The following is a 14,623-nucleotide window of genomic DNA, read 5'->3' as shown; positions in this document are numbered from 1 at the left end:
GTTCAAGATTGCTTATATACAAAATATTTGCAAATACTCTTAATATATAAAATGAGATGTATATGATTTTAAACTTTCTATGGATGATAAATATAAAGATATTAAATATTACATTATTATTCTAATCAAACATGTAGGTTGTAGGTTTTAACTTATTTCGTATAAAAATAGTAACTTGAATATTGTAGGATAAATAGTGATAGTGTGAATTTCTGAATGAATTTTCATACTGTACTCAAGGGAAACTTGACAACTCCTACCACTCAAATTATACTTTTCCTATAAGTATGAAAAGTATGACTAAAATAAAAAATATGATAGGAGAAATAAGTATGGGAATGAAAAAAGGGCAACATATATTTGGAACTGTAAAGGTTGGGGAAAAGGGGCAGATAGTTATTCCAAAAGAAGCAAGACAAATTTTTGATATTAATGCAGGAGATACACTTTTGGTGCTAGGGGATGAAGAACAAGGTATAGCAATTGTAAAAGCTGATGTAATGAAAGAATTAGCTATCAAAATTTTAAAAGGGCTTGGTGGTTTAAGTGGTGCAATAGATGATGAAAAATAACTTACTAATACTCTTACCAATTTCTTTATTACTTGATTTAACTATTCCATTTATCATAGCTCCAACCTATAAAGGGTATAATCATTTAACACAGGTTATGAGTGTCCTAGGAAATGATAAAGCACCTTTACATACTGTTTATAATATATGGCTTATTGTTTGTGGAATTATCCTTTTAGCAAGTAATTTTAAGGTCTATGTGATTGTTTCAAAATCTTCAAGTTTAATTGCAACATTATTATTTATTGTGATAATGACATATGCTATTGGTGGTTGTATTCTATCTGGTTTGTTTTCTATTGGAGAATTAAAAAGCTTAGATACTATTTCAGAAAAAATACATGGTTTTGGTTCTGTTATTGGATTTATGACCTTGACTATTGCCCCACTTTTAATAGGGATTTATTTCTTTAAAACTGGAAGAATGGGATTTGCTGTTTTCTCGATTTTTTGTTTTATTATCACAGTTATATTCTTTACACTATTTATTATGGCAGATAAACCAAGTTATAAAAACACAATTATATCTTTAGAGGGATTGTGGCAAAGATTATCACTATTATGTATGTATTTGCCACTAGGATGTCTTACATTGATTCAATAGTTAATATTTAAAAATTAATTTAATAGTTGTATTATGCCTAATTATAAGGACTCGATTGTATGATATTAATATCTTAAGAGAAATGCTAAAATAGGTAAAATCTAACTATTAGCAAATATACAACTTTCACTTGGAGATGCTTTCCAAAATACTTCGAGCCATTTGGCTCGAAGCTATTTTTAGTTATTTTTTTTAAATCCATTGACCATATAAGATATTGTGACACTTATTTCCTTATTAATCTCTACTACTTGATTTGATGAATAATTTAAGGCTAATTCGTTTAATGCGCCAGAAATAGAATATGTCATCAATTTTGTATTAACATCTTCTTTTAAATAACCTTGTTTACTTAAATCATCAATATGTTCTTGTAAAACGTTCATTGAATTTTCTTGGTCTGCTTTTCTCCACGCATCCCAACCAACTACCACTGGAGCATCCACAAGCAATATTCGTCTACATTCTCTTGCATTGGCACCTTTTATAAATCCCAGACATCCCAATATTAACTGTTGCCAAGGGTCATCACTTTTCAGTGCTTCTCTTTCTGTTTGTTTAGCAACATCTTCTTGTACATTATCCAGCACAGCAAGAAAAAGCCCTTTTTTATTCTTGAAATGGTGGTATATGGCACCTCGTGTTACATTGCTATCTTCTGCAATTTTTTCCAGCGATACATCAAAATATCCAAACTGTGTAAAATGCTTTCTTGCAACTTTCAATAAGGCAGATGTTGTTTTTTGTGTAGCCTCTTCATTTTTCATAATAATATTTCTCCCACTCTTCTATTTTTGATTTCTCATTCCATGCTTGATAATCCATTCCTGTGCATCACTTGAAGATGATTTTCGCCATTGTTCAATAATGTACTCTGCCTTCTCGCTCGATTCCTTATACAAGTCATTCAAATTGTTACCAACACTCTTTTGAACGAATTTTTCTGAGTCATCTTTAAGATTAGTAAGAATTTCTACATATCGTTCAAACTCTTCCAATGCTACAAGCAATTTTTCTGACCATGGCAAGCGAATTCTAACCCCCTCACTTGCAAGCCTACGCACATGTACATTATCATCATGCGTCCACATAATTAACTCGTCCATCACTTCCCTTGGATGTTCTTTCAGTAATGGACGAATAGCATACTCACCTGTAAACCTTTTTGTTAATTCTTTCAAAAATGATAAAGATAGTTTCCAATTTTCATTTCCATAACGTTCAACATACCTGCCAATAGGCCACAACCACCAACCAGAACTAAACATTCCTTCTGATTTAGTCAACTCCGGTCCTAACATGTCATAAAAAGCATAAATGCTATTTGAATAATTACTCCCCATATTTTTTTGCATTGCGTCTACAATATAGTCAAATCGTGCAAATAACTCCTTGTCATCAAGTTGACCAATTAAATCATCACAAAAGGCTCTTGAGTTAAAACTTGGTATTACGGAGGATATTTTTGTAGAAATGTCTAAAACATAGTGGTCATTATAATGTTCTTTGTGCTTCATAATATTTTACTCCCATAAAGTTTATTTTTATAATATCATACATACAATATGTATGTAAATTAGTTTTATATTATCCACTAACTAATAAGCAATGTATCTTTTTCACAAAGTACTATTGACATTTGGTTGGAAGTTTATTGTTTTATTTTTATCTTTTAGCCCTTTATTAACTTTTTGTATGCTTTTTATATACTTTTTATATAATTAAATACTAAAATACAGTCACAAGTTATCTGAAAATATAAATTATATGTTATAATATAATAAAACAACTATTATTTTACTAGTAGTATATGAGTATTATGAGGAAATATTATGCTATCAATGTTTCATATTCACAAGTCTATTTTGGATAAGAATATATTCTAATAAATATATGAAATTAGCATAATACTTATTTTTTACCCTTTAATCGAACAAACGTTTTTATAATATTAAAAGGATGTGTTTATATGAGTAAGGATTTATCAAATAATCAACGTTTAATTTTAGAAGCAATAAAAAAAGAAATAGCAACAAAAGGGTCTCCACCTTCTGTTAGGGATATTTGTCATGCTGTAGGTCTTAGTTCAACTTCATCTGTATATGAAAACTTAAATAAACTAGAGGCTAAAGGTTATATTAAAAGAGAGCCAAACAAACCAAGAGCAATTCAAATTACACATAATTAATAAAAAATGAGTTATCTGAAATATGATATATACTATATCACAGTTAGATAACTCATTTTTTTAATCTTCTTAATTTAACTTTTTCTATTATTAAAATACATCTTTTTCCATTTCTACACATTTAGTATTCTTTTTCATGTCATCCAATACATTTATTGCACTAAAATCAATTAAATTATGTTGTTTATATTTAAAGCCCATTTCTCTTAATTTTGAATTTAATAAAATAGCGAGCAATAGTATTCCAAAAGAAAATAAATATTTCGAGGACATGTTAGAAGCATTATAAATACTAAAACTCAAAAATAAACATATGAATATGCCAACAATAACTAAACTGGTACACATTACTTTATGTTTTAATCTTCTATCTTTAATACAAACTCTTATAAATAAATCTTCATTTAATATCTCTTTAGCTATTTGATAATCCTCCATATTGCAATACATCTTCTCATATTTTTTCCTATTTAGTTTATCATATTCTTCTACTAATTTTCTTTCAATATCGTTTTTAGGTTCATATATATAAGACAATCTATCTCCTCCACTCTATTTTTTTGCTTCTATATTTTTAAGATAAACAAACTTAGACTCATATAATTTAAATTTATCATTTTATATAACTATTTTATCATTAAAAACCTCAAATGTTTTGATATTTTTATAAATATACATCGTACTATATTTATGTATAACACTTTCATTGTTCTCCATTTAGCACAATCCTTGTTATGAAAAATATTACAATACGCAAAATACCAGCATATACTCTTGATTAAATATGTAATTGAGATAAAATTATTTAAAAATAAATAGCAGTAAAAACTTGCAAAGCATACAATAGTATGGTGCAATCCTTTACTGCTATTTCAAAATAAATTTAGTTATTTTAATAATATATTCATATAAAACACAAAATTTTCCTGTGTTTTTATCATCTGTTTATTCATGTTATGTACTTGACATTCACTCAGATACTTTATATAACATCTCCAATGTCAGTTTTATGCTAATTTTTTTAATTTACTAAACTCCTTAAACATCATTAATAAGCATAATACTCCTACAAAACCATCAACTAGTGCAATTGCAAACCATACTCCAGTTCCTCCTAAGTTTGCCATCATAGGAAATAAAATAACAGCAGGGATGAATAAGATTATTTGTCTTAACATTACAATCATACTAGCTTTACTAGCTTTACCTAAAGACTGGAATAAAGTAACAATCATAATGAAAACTGCTAGTGCACTGTATGTTGAGAACATAAGTCTGAAGTTACTGATACCTTGTGTGACAATATCACTTTCTGTAATAAATAGAGAAAGAATTTTTTCAGGAATAATTTGTATTGGTAAGAAGAAGCATAATGATAATGCAATCGCACTAAGTACAAATACTTTTGTGAGTTTAATTGTCCTACTGTAATTTTTAGCACCATAATTTGTGCCTACAACTGGTTGAAAACCTTGACTCATCCCCCATAATGGAACAAATGCAAAATTTTGTACACGTAGTGCAGCACCTAATAAAATATATGCATTTTCTCCACCATATCGTGACCCTACATTGAATATAACTGTTTGTTGCACTAATGTCATTACTTGCATTAACATAGCAGAAATGCCAACAGAACAAATTTCAGGAATGATATCCCATTCCAGCTTCAATTTTTTGATTTTAATCCCTTCACTTTTTCTTGTAAAATACAACACACTTATACCAAACTGTACAATCTGTGATATTAAAGTGGCATAGGCAGCACCTTGAATTCCCATTCCATATTGATTAAAATAAGTAATGAAAATAGGGTCTAAAATGATATTCAAAATTGAACCACTTGCAATTATTAACATTGCCCTTTTCAGCAATCCTTGTCCACGCATAACCATATTAGAACTTTGAGTGAAATTTATAAACAATGAACCAGCAAAAATAATTCTCAGATAACTTTCAGCTTGAGTAAGCATCTCGCCCTCTACACGGCTAAATTGCAATAATTGGCGTGTAAAACACATGCCTATAATAGTTACAATGACCGATAAAATTGTAATCATCATAGCAAGATTTCCCATTATTTTATCTACTATAGCTTTATCTTTTTTACCAATTGCTCTTGATAATATAGATGCAGAACCTACACCAACAAGCGTAGCAATACCCCCATTGATTAATGTAAGTGGGTAAGAAACACTTACTGCTCCCATTGCAGTTGAACTCACTAACTGTCCAACAAATATAGCATCCATCATATTGTACAGAGCAACAACTACCATACCAATAATACCAGGAATACTTAGTGAAAACATTAATTTTAAAGGATTTTCTGTAAGTAGTCGTGTACGAGTATCATTTTTTTCATTCATAAATAATATATCCTCCTTTTTATTTTAGTTCAGTTCTAAGAACCTTTCTTCTATATTCAAAAGGACTCATTCCATAGATTTCTTTGAATGTTATTGCAAATTTACTTTGACTTTCATAACTAACTGCAAGTGCTATATTGTAAATTGAACTACTTGTATCTCTTAACAATTCCATAGCCTTTTTCATTCTGTAATTTTTCATGTATTTTGCAATAGTCATTCCATAAACTTCTTTGAAATATACTTTTAAAGTTGTTAGACTAATAAAATACTTTTTAGATAATTCATCAATAGTATATCGCTCTGCATAGTTTTTCGTTATATAAGCTTGTATCTGTTTAATAGTTTTTACATGATACTTATAATAATTTTCTTTTTTAACATCATGTGATTTATTTAAGGCACTCATAAATAAAAGTAATTCTATAACCTTCATTTTCAGATAGGCTTCTTTAATATCATTATGAATCTTATATAATTCAGAAAATATATGTTCTATTTGTTTTGTAGCTCTCATAACAAAGCATCCATCATCCATACAAAATTTATTTTTAATGCTATAAATGTCTATAGAATCATTTTCTAACATTTCAGGAAGATTTTTACTCAAAGTATCTAAATATAAATTTATAGATACTCCCTCATAATGTTCTAGTGGAAAATTCATAGCTTCTACAGGATTGTCCAACATGTTAATTCCCAAATCTCCTTCACCTAAATACAAAGAAGTCCCATCTTTAAGTTCACATTCAACTCTACCTTTAAGGCAATAGCTTATTTCTAATACATTATTTTTATTTTGACCCTCTAAATTAAAATTGGATACATTGTACTTGTTATAAATAAGTTCAATGCCTGAAAAAACTTCATAAATTATCATTTCATTCATACTACCTGAATATTTATCTTTATACATTACCTCATCTCTTTCTTACATATTGTATTATGCTTTTTTAGCTTAAACATACCTGTTTATATAGAGTATGTTCATAGAAATCAGCTACTCCGACATTAAATAGTCCTAAAAATACATTAATTTTTTATTGTAGAAGAGAGCAAGACATATCATAAGGATACGCCCTGCAAATTGCTTTGCCATCATGTTTATAAGTAACGTGATTTCATTGATTTTATCTTCTTTACTAGAAGTTTTCTACACCTACTTTTATACAACATACACAAGCCATTTCTTTAATGATAACTTTAATTTTTAAAGTCATTAACTCTCAATGCTCTCATTGAATTAAGTATAGCAATAAAAGAAACTCCAACATCAGCAAATACAGCTTCCATCATCTCAGCCATCCCAAAAGCACCTAGAATTAATACAACTGCCTTAACTCCTAAAGCAAATATTATATTCTGTTTCACAATTTTTATTGTTCTCTTTGAGATATAGATTGCAGAATTAATTTTTGTAACTTTATCATCCATAATGACAACATCTGCCGCTTCAATAGCAGCATCTGAGCCTAATCCTCCCATAGCGATACCTATATCAGCACGAGTAAGCACTGGTGCATCATTTATTCCATCTCCTACAAATGCAAGAGAAGTATTATCTACTTTATTATTTAAAAGGTGTTCAACTTGTTTTACCTTGTCTGCTGGTAATAATTGAGAATAAACTGTATCAATACCTAATTTATTAGCAACAGACTCAGCAACAGCTTTATTGTCACCAGTTAACATAACAGTTTGACTTATCTTATTGATTTCTTTTAAATCCTGAATGGCTTTCTTTGCTTCTTCTTTGATTTCATCTGCAATAAGAATATAACCAATATATTTTCCATTAAGAGCGACATGAACAACAGTACCAACAGATTTTGAAACTGGTATTTTAATTTTAGCTTTCCTCATAAGCTTTTCATTCCCAGCATACACTTCTGCACCATCAAATTTAATAAATACTCCATTACCTGAAATTTCCGAAGCATTGCTAATTCTTGTTGATACAATTTCTTTTCCATATGCTTTCTTTAGAGATTCAGCAATTGGGTGATTTGAGTAGCTTTCAGCATATGCGGCTATTTCAAGTAAAGTAGACTTGTTAACATCTACAGGAACTATTTCTGTCACTTCAAATGAACCTTTTGTTAATGTACCAGTTTTATCAAATACGATTGTTCCAGTCTTTGATAAAGTTTCAAGATAATTACTACCCTTAATTAAAATTCCATGCTTAGATGCTCCTCCTATCCCACCAAAAAATCCTAGTGGCACAGAAATAACCAATGCACAAGGGCATGAAATTACTAAGAATGAACAAGCTCTATGAATATAGTCCATAAATTCTGCTCCTTCAATAAATAAAGGTGGTAAAAACGCAAGACACATAGCTGCAATAACAACAATAGGCGTATAGTATCTAGCAAATTTAGTAATAAAATTTTCAGCTTTTGCTTTTTTAGTACTTGCATTTTCTACAAGTTGTAGTATTTTAGACACTGTTGATTCACCAAATTCTTTTGTTACTTTTATAGTAATTAACCCTGTTTTATTTATACAACCACTTAATATTTCAGTTCCTACCATTACTTCTCTAGGAACCGATTCTCCTGTCAAAGCAGATGTATCAACTAAACTATTTCCCTTTACTATAATTCCATCCAGTGGTATTTTTTCACCTGGTTTAATTACAATTAATTCTCCTATAGAGACATCTTCTGGGTCTACTTTAACTAAAGAACCATTTTTTTCAACATTTGCATAATCAGGACGAATATTCATTAATTCTGTAATTGATTCTCTTGAACGACCAACTGCATATTGTTGAAACCACTCTCCAATTTGATATAGCCACATTACCATAAAAGCTTCTGGATAGTCTTTGGTCACAAATGCTCCAATCGTTGCCAACACCATTAAAAAATTTTCATCGAATACTTGACCATGCCCTATATTAGTAATGGCTTTCTTTATAATATCGCCACCAACAATTAAATAAGCTACCAAGAATAATACAAACTGAATTGTATTATTCATTGGCATAATAATAGCACTTAAGAAAACGATGAAACTTATGAATATTCGATAACGCAAATTCTTTAACTTCTTACTCATATGTTTCCTCCAAGTAACTGATTACTTGATTGCAATTTCGCAATCAGGTTCAACTTTTTTACACGCTTTAATGATTTCTTGTAAAATACCTTCAAAGTTTGCATCTTCTGCATCTAGTGTCAGTTTTTGTGTCATAAAACTAAAGTTAGCAGAATTAACACCCTCAATTTTTGAAACAGCATTCTCCATCTTAGCTGCACAGTTAGCACAATCTAAATTAATTAAATCAAATTTTTTCTTCATCAGAAAACCCTCCTTTTAAAATTTAATAGTTGTTCAATCAATCAACTATTTGTTTTAAATTATAGTTGAACAACCATTCAATCGTCAAGTCCCAATTAGACATTTTAGATACTCTTAAAAGCACTCTATTTATTTGACAATTGAACAATCAATCAATTATAATTACATTTATGGAGGTATATGCTATGGAAAGAAAATGTGATTGTAAAGCTATACACACCGATTTAGTTGAAAAAACATCAGAAAAAATGCCAAAATTGAATTTACTATATGATTTATCTGATTTTTTTAAGATTATGGGAGATGGGACAAGGATTCAATTATTATGGGCACTTTTAGAAAATGAAATGTGTGTAGGTGACCTTGCAGTGCTCTTAAATATGACAAAATCAGCAGTTTCTCATCAGTTAAAAACACTTAAAACTGCTAAATTAATTAAATCAAGAAAATCAGGTAAGCTTGTTTTTTATTCATTAGATGATAGCCACATCAAAGGAATACTTGAGGTATCCCTAGAACATATCTGTGAAAAAAAATAATGTTCTACAAAAACATACTAATAGATTTAAGTATTATAATATTTTTATAGAAGCCATCTATTCCCAAAGAAAGTAGATGGCTTTTGTTTATATTATCTGCCAATTTTAATCTTTATTAAAAGCCATATAGAATTGTGATATTTGATTTGACTTTGTCTATTATCCATCCATAATACTCCAGGTCATGTATAAAAAAATAAAGCAAGGCACCAAGTTCTGACTTAAAGTACCTTACCTTATCTATATATTTTATAAAAATTTACAACCTATAATCCTATTCTAACTCAAATGCTCCCGTATAAAGACTATAATAAACTCCTTTTTGATTGATTAAATCATCATGATTACCTCTTTCTATTATACGTCCCTGCTCAAGAACTATAATTGCATCTGAATTTCTAACAGTAGACAACCTATGCGCTATCACAAAAACAGTTCTACCCTTCATAAGATTATCCATACCTTGCTGTACCAGTGCTTCTGTACGTGTATCAATAGAAGATGTAGCTTCATCAAGAATCATTACTGGTGGATTTGCAACTGCCGCACGGGCAATCGAGATTAATTGTCGTTGACCTTGTGAAAGACTAGCTCCATTTTGTGTTAATATAGTCTGATATCCATTTGGTAATCTAGTAATAAAATCATGTGCATTTGACAATTTAGACGCCTCAATACACTCATTATCTGTAGCATCAATTTTACCATATCTTATATTATCCATAATTGTCCCTGTAAATAGATTGACATCTTGTAAGACAACTCCCAATGAATGGCGTAAATCTGTCTTTTTAATTTTATTGATGTTAATACCATCATATCGAATTTTTCCATCTGCCAAATCATAAAAACGATTAATCAAATTTGTGATGGTAGTTTTTCCAGCTCCTGTTGCTCCAACAAAAGCTATTTTTTCTCCTGCAGTCGCTTCCAAAACTATGTTTTGTAGTACTAATTTTTTGTCTGTATATCCAAAATCCACATCAGAGAACTGAATATCACCTTTTAAAGGAGTATAAGTTATTGTACCATCATGATGAGGATGCTTCCATGCCCACTCCCCTGTATTGTCAGTTGTTTCTATTACTTCACCATTATTAAGTCTAGCATGTACTAATGTAACATATCCATTATCTCGTTCAGGTTCTTCGTCAATTAATTCAAAGATACGTTCTGCACCTGCCAATGCCATAGCCATCATGCTAATTTGTTGTGCAATCTGTGAGACAGGCATACAAAATGTTTTTGACAAGTTTAAGAAAGCCACAATCATTCCAACAGTAATAGAACCTACACTATGCAATGCCATAAGACCTCCCAAAAGAGCAATTAAGACATATTGCAAATTACCAAGTTGCATAATACTTGGCATAAGTATATTACCATACTTATTTGCTTGTGTAGAATCTAAACATAAATCCCTATTCTTTTTATCAAATTGCTGTTTTGCATCTTCCTCATGACAGAATACCTTAATTACTTTTTGACCATTTATCATTTCTTCAATATAACCTGTAATATTACCTAAAGTCTCCTGTTGTTTTATGAAGTACTTTGCACTTGCACCACCAATTTTTTTAGTAGTTATACTCATGATGATTGTTACTACTAAAACTAAAATTGTCAGAGGAACATTACTTACAAGCATGGAAATTAATATGACAACTATTGTAATGATAGCTGAAATAAATTGTGGTAATGCCTGTGAGATAAATTGACGCAATGTATCTGTATCATTCGTATAATGACTCATAACATCTCCATGTGTATGAGTATCAAAATAACGAATAGGAAGCTTTTGCATATGTACAAACATATCATCTCTAATTTCTTTCAACGTTCCTTGAGAAATCTTTACCATAATTCTATTATAGAGAAACGTTGCAACAACTCCTAAGATATAAATACATGCCATCAAAATAATTGTATATAATAATCCACTAAATGACGGGTTATCTTCAAGTAAAAGTGGAGTGATATAGTCATCAATCAATGTTTGCAAAAACAAAGAACTTATAACAATAGTACAAGAGCTAAAAAGAATACATACAACAACTGCACTAAACAAAGCTTTATGTCGTCCTACAATATAAGATAACAGTCGTTTCCATACACTGAATACTTTTGTTTCCATTACTTATCATCTCCCTTTGTTTGTGAATCATATATTTCCCTATAAATTACATTTGTTTTTAGTAATTCCTCATGTGTACCATACCCATTGATTTTACCACCTTCCATAACGATAATATAATCAGCATCTTCAACTGAAGAAATACGTTGTGCAATAATAATTTTTGTAGTATCTGGTATTTCCTTACTGAATGACTTTCTAATCATCGAATCAGTTTTTGTATCGACTGCACTTGTAGAATCATCAAGTATTAAAATCTTTGGTTTTTTCAGCAGTGCTCTTGCAATACATAATCTTTGCTTTTGACCACCAGAAACATTTGTCCCTCCCTGTTCAATATATGTGTCATATTTATCTGGAAATGTTTCAATAAAAGAACTTGCCTGTGCCAATTTACAAGCATGTATTATTTCTTCTTCACTAGCAGATTTATTTCCCCAAAGTAGATTTTCTTTAATTGTTCCAGAAAATAGCTCATTTTTTTGGAGAACCATTGCTACTTCATTACGAAGTGTAAATAAATCATAATCTTTTACATTTACACCTCCAATTGTAATTTTCCCTTCTGTGACATCATAAAGGCGTGGTATTAATTGCACTAACGAACTTTTTCCACTTCCAGTTCCACCTATAATCCCCAATGTTGAACCAGTCTCTATATGAAATGAAATATTTTTTAGACATTCTTTTTCTTTATCATCTACATAACTGAATGAGACATTATCAAAGCTTATTTCTCCATTTTCCATATGATATACAGGATTATTTCCGTTTTTTAAGGAGCTTTCTTCGTCCACTATTTCTATAATTCGTTCAGAAGAAGCTCTTGCCATGTTAATCATAACCATAACCATAGATAACATCATAAGACAATTAAGAATATTCATGGCATACGCAATTAAACTTGAAAGCTCCCCTGTAGTCATTGTAGTTGCATTACTTGAGACTATCATTTTTGAACCAAACCAGCAAAGTAATAGTGTACAACAATATACAGAAAACTGCATTAATGGCATGTTATATGCAACAATCCCTTCAGCTTTTCCAAATGCCTTGTATATTTTTTCTGAGATATTCTTAAATTTCTTGATTTCAAATTTTTCTCTTACAAAAGATTTAACTACTCGTATACCTGTGAGATTCTCTTGCACAACACCATTTAAATCATCATATATCTTGAATACCCTTTCAAAGTATGGATGTGAACGGTTTACAATGAAATATAAACCAACTCCAAGAATCGGAACTGCAATCAAAAATATAAATGATAAATTTGCATTAACCATAAATGCAGCAACTAGTGAAAATACAAGCATAAGTGGAGCACGCACAGCTACACGAATAATCATCATATAAGCATTTTGAACATTTGTAACATCTGTGGTTAATCTTGTTACAATACTGGAAGTTGAAAACTTATCAATATTAGCAAAAGAATAGTCCTGTATTTTGTAATACATATCCTTTCTTAAATTTTGTGCAAATCCAGCAGATGCAGTAGCACAAAAACTTCCAGACAGGATTCCAAAACATAATCCTAAAAGTACACAAACAATCAAAATAGTGCCAAGTCGTACTAGAGTCTGTGTATTGTTTCCACTGATTCCCACATCAATCATTTCTGCCATAATCAAAGGTATCAGAATTTCCATTAAGACTTCCAATATGACAAATACTGATGTTAGTATAGAAGTAGTTTTATACTCTTTAATAGAACAAGCTAATTTTTTAATCATACTCTATCTCCTTTTCCAAATAATTTTTAAGATGTTGACTTATCCTAAGTTCTATCAGACAACTTCAATTATCTATAAATTCTCTTACTTAATCTTTCTTTATTTTGTATAGAAATGGATATACTCAGATGCCTAATATTTAGAATTTTATCATTATCTGTTTCGAATGAGAATTTCAAAAAACGTAATAACATTAGATAAAATCTAATGTTATATTGAAATTATATCACTTTACAATTATACTTTTGATATGGAAGGAAGGTGCTCTATGAATACTCAACAATTAGAATGTTTCGTATGTGTTGCTGACAAATTAAATTTTACAAAAGCAGCAGAAGAACTTTTTTTATCTACTCCTACTGTTACCCACCATATCAAAAATTTAGAAGAGGAATTAGGAGCAAAATTATTTATACGAAATTCAAAAATGGTTAGACTGACAGAAATGGGAACTATGTTTTATAGTGACGCCAAAGATATACTCAATAAAATAGAAGTATCACAGAAAAGGATAGCTAAAGCTACTTCTCAAAACACTTCTTTTTTGCGTATTGGATGTTCTAGTTATGCTGAACTCAATAAATTACAAGGTATATTGTCAGATTTAAGAATCGTATTCCCACAAGTATATCCTTTAATATTTATGGAAGATTATTTTAAGCTTAAAAATTTATTCAATAATAACCATTTAGACATCATGCTTTCAACAAGAGAAATGATTAGAGATATGAAAGAGTGTTCTTTTAAGAAATTAAAGGATGCTAAAAATTATGCTATTATGTCATCACAATCCACACTTACTGAGAAAGATAGTCTGACTTTTGATGATTTAAAGACAAATTGCTTAATTATATTAAATCCTAAATTTATCCCATTTCAACATGGAAATATATTGCAGGAAAAGATAGCATTACATTCTCAAAGCCACTTTAATATTGTATGTGAAAATGACCAAGCAAGTATCCTTCTTGCAAATTGTGGATATGGTATAGCAATATTACCTGAGCATTGTATACCAGTAGAAAGAGATGGCTTTATTATTCGCCCAATCATTGAACAAGCTATCATTGAATATGGTATTGCATATCAAAAAAATGTAAAGGAAAAATATATTCGATTCTTTATAGATAATTTTAATTGTTTGTAAATAAAAAAGAAGAGCCTTCGATATA

The 14,623-nt window shown here is 29.8% G+C and carries 14 protein-coding genes; 5 read left to right on the top strand and 9 right to left on the bottom strand.

The window, feature by feature from the left end; all coding sequences use genetic code 11:
* Positions 1-338 precede the first annotated feature (338 nt).
* A complete protein-coding gene (locus ACTG47_RS03790) occupies positions 339-572 on the top strand; it encodes an AbrB/MazE/SpoVT family DNA-binding domain-containing protein (RefSeq protein WP_479927063.1) in 234 nt (77 codons plus the stop codon).
* Positions 559-1,176, top strand: a complete 618-nt coding sequence (locus ACTG47_RS03785) for a DUF998 domain-containing protein (protein ID WP_479926176.1) — start codon at positions 559-561, stop codon at positions 1,174-1,176. Before ACTG47_RS03790 ends, ACTG47_RS03785 begins: the two co-directional genes overlap by 14 nt.
* Before the next feature lie 179 nt (positions 1,177-1,355).
* Here ACTG47_RS03785 and ACTG47_RS03780 read toward each other — a convergent pair whose 3' ends face one another.
* Together ACTG47_RS03780 and ACTG47_RS03775 are read right to left on the bottom strand one after the other, a co-directional pair.
* Positions 1,356-1,943 carry a TetR/AcrR family transcriptional regulator gene (locus ACTG47_RS03780; RefSeq protein WP_479926175.1) on the bottom strand — a complete coding sequence of 196 codons (588 nt, stop codon included), beginning with the start codon at positions 1,941-1,943 and terminating at the stop codon, positions 1,356-1,358.
* Between the two features lie 21 nt (positions 1,944-1,964).
* Positions 1,965-2,693 carry a DNA alkylation repair protein gene (locus tag ACTG47_RS03775; protein WP_479926174.1) on the bottom strand — a complete coding sequence of 243 codons (729 nt, stop codon included), beginning with the start codon at positions 2,691-2,693 and terminating at the stop codon, positions 1,965-1,967.
* 452 nt (positions 2,694-3,145) lie between these two features.
* Between ACTG47_RS03775 and ACTG47_RS03770 the strand changes: the two genes are divergently transcribed.
* The gene (locus tag ACTG47_RS03770; protein WP_169470478.1) at positions 3,146-3,364 is read left to right on the top strand and encodes a LexA family protein; all 219 of its coding nucleotides are present in this window, start codon (positions 3,146-3,148) and stop codon (positions 3,362-3,364) included.
* A gap of 90 nt (positions 3,365-3,454) precedes the next feature.
* On the opposite strand, the gene ACTG47_RS03765 is transcribed toward ACTG47_RS03770, so the two are convergent.
* The 5 genes from ACTG47_RS03765 to ACTG47_RS03745 all read right to left on the bottom strand — a co-directional run bounded on the left by ACTG47_RS03765 (position 3,455) and on the right by ACTG47_RS03745 (position 9,042).
* A complete protein-coding gene (locus tag ACTG47_RS03765) occupies positions 3,455-3,901 on the bottom strand; it encodes a hypothetical protein (protein ID WP_479926173.1) in 447 nt (148 codons plus the stop codon).
* Positions 3,902-4,371: 470 nt separating this feature from the next.
* A complete protein-coding gene (locus ACTG47_RS03760) occupies positions 4,372-5,733 on the bottom strand; it encodes an MATE family efflux transporter (protein ID WP_479926172.1) in 1,362 nt (453 codons plus the stop codon).
* Between the two features lie 19 nt (positions 5,734-5,752).
* A complete protein-coding gene (locus ACTG47_RS03755; protein WP_479926171.1) occupies positions 5,753-6,649 on the bottom strand; it encodes a helix-turn-helix domain-containing protein in 897 nt (298 codons plus the stop codon).
* A gap of 287 nt (positions 6,650-6,936) precedes the next feature.
* Positions 6,937-8,799: a heavy metal translocating P-type ATPase gene (locus ACTG47_RS03750; RefSeq protein ID WP_479926170.1), complete on the bottom strand. Its 1,863-nt coding sequence runs from the start codon at positions 8,797-8,799 to the stop codon at positions 6,937-6,939.
* 21 nt (positions 8,800-8,820) lie between these two features.
* Positions 8,821-9,042, bottom strand: a complete 222-nt coding sequence (locus tag ACTG47_RS03745; RefSeq protein WP_479926169.1) for a cation transporter — start codon at positions 9,040-9,042, stop codon at positions 8,821-8,823.
* Positions 9,043-9,227: 185 nt separating this feature from the next.
* Between ACTG47_RS03745 and ACTG47_RS03740 the strand changes: the two genes are divergently transcribed.
* Positions 9,228-9,581, top strand: coding sequence for an ArsR/SmtB family transcription factor (locus ACTG47_RS03740; RefSeq protein WP_479926168.1), 354 nt, complete (start codon positions 9,228-9,230; stop codon positions 9,579-9,581).
* Between the two features lie 274 nt (positions 9,582-9,855).
* On the opposite strand, the gene ACTG47_RS03735 is transcribed toward ACTG47_RS03740, so the two are convergent.
* Complete coding sequence (locus tag ACTG47_RS03735; protein WP_479926167.1) at positions 9,856-11,715, bottom strand: ABC transporter ATP-binding protein; 1,860 nt, start codon at positions 11,713-11,715, stop codon at positions 9,856-9,858.
* Positions 11,715-13,451: an ABC transporter ATP-binding protein gene (locus ACTG47_RS03730; protein ID WP_479926166.1), complete on the bottom strand. Its 1,737-nt coding sequence runs from the start codon at positions 13,449-13,451 to the stop codon at positions 11,715-11,717. Before ACTG47_RS03730 ends, ACTG47_RS03735 begins: the two co-directional genes overlap by 1 nt.
* A 268-nt stretch (positions 13,452-13,719) precedes the next feature.
* On the opposite strand from ACTG47_RS03730, the gene ACTG47_RS03725 reads away from it, so the two are divergent.
* A complete protein-coding gene (locus tag ACTG47_RS03725; RefSeq protein ID WP_479926165.1) occupies positions 13,720-14,598 on the top strand; it encodes a LysR family transcriptional regulator in 879 nt (292 codons plus the stop codon).
* Positions 14,599-14,623: the final 25 nt, after the last annotated feature.

This window comes from Clostridioides sp. LIBA-6622, assembly GCF_056716095.1.
This window is presented reverse-complemented; position numbering and strand designations above follow the sequence as displayed.

Bases quoted from the DNA above. Each gene is read 5' to 3' on its own strand.
- ACTG47_RS03770 (WP_169470478.1), top strand. From the start codon at position 3,146: ATGAGTAAGGATTTATCAAATAATCAACGTTTAATTTTAGAAGCAATA.
- ACTG47_RS03790 (WP_479927063.1), top strand. From the start codon at position 339: ATGAAAAAAGGGCAACATATATTTGGAACTGTAAAGGTTGGGGAAAAG.
- ACTG47_RS03750 (WP_479926170.1), bottom strand. From the start codon at position 8,799: ATGAGTAAGAAGTTAAAGAATTTGCGTTATCGAATATTCATAAGTTTC.
- ACTG47_RS03755 (WP_479926171.1), bottom strand. From the start codon at position 6,649: ATGTATAAAGATAAATATTCAGGTAGTATGAATGAAATGATAATTTAT.
- ACTG47_RS03745 (WP_479926169.1), bottom strand. From the start codon at position 9,042: ATGAAGAAAAAATTTGATTTAATTAATTTAGATTGTGCTAACTGTGCA.
- ACTG47_RS03735 (WP_479926167.1), bottom strand. From the start codon at position 11,715: ATGGAAACAAAAGTATTCAGTGTATGGAAACGACTGTTATCTTATATT.
- ACTG47_RS03785 (WP_479926176.1), top strand. From the start codon at position 559: ATGATGAAAAATAACTTACTAATACTCTTACCAATTTCTTTATTACTT.
- ACTG47_RS03730 (WP_479926166.1), bottom strand. From the start codon at position 13,451: ATGATTAAAAAATTAGCTTGTTCTATTAAAGAGTATAAAACTACTTCT.
- ACTG47_RS03760 (WP_479926172.1), bottom strand. From the start codon at position 5,733: ATGAATGAAAAAAATGATACTCGTACACGACTACTTACAGAAAATCCT.
- ACTG47_RS03740 (WP_479926168.1), top strand. From the start codon at position 9,228: ATGGAAAGAAAATGTGATTGTAAAGCTATACACACCGATTTAGTTGAA.
- ACTG47_RS03725 (WP_479926165.1), top strand. From the start codon at position 13,720: ATGAATACTCAACAATTAGAATGTTTCGTATGTGTTGCTGACAAATTA.
- ACTG47_RS03775 (WP_479926174.1), bottom strand. From the start codon at position 2,693: ATGAAGCACAAAGAACATTATAATGACCACTATGTTTTAGACATTTCT.
- ACTG47_RS03780 (WP_479926175.1), bottom strand. From the start codon at position 1,943: ATGAAAAATGAAGAGGCTACACAAAAAACAACATCTGCCTTATTGAAA.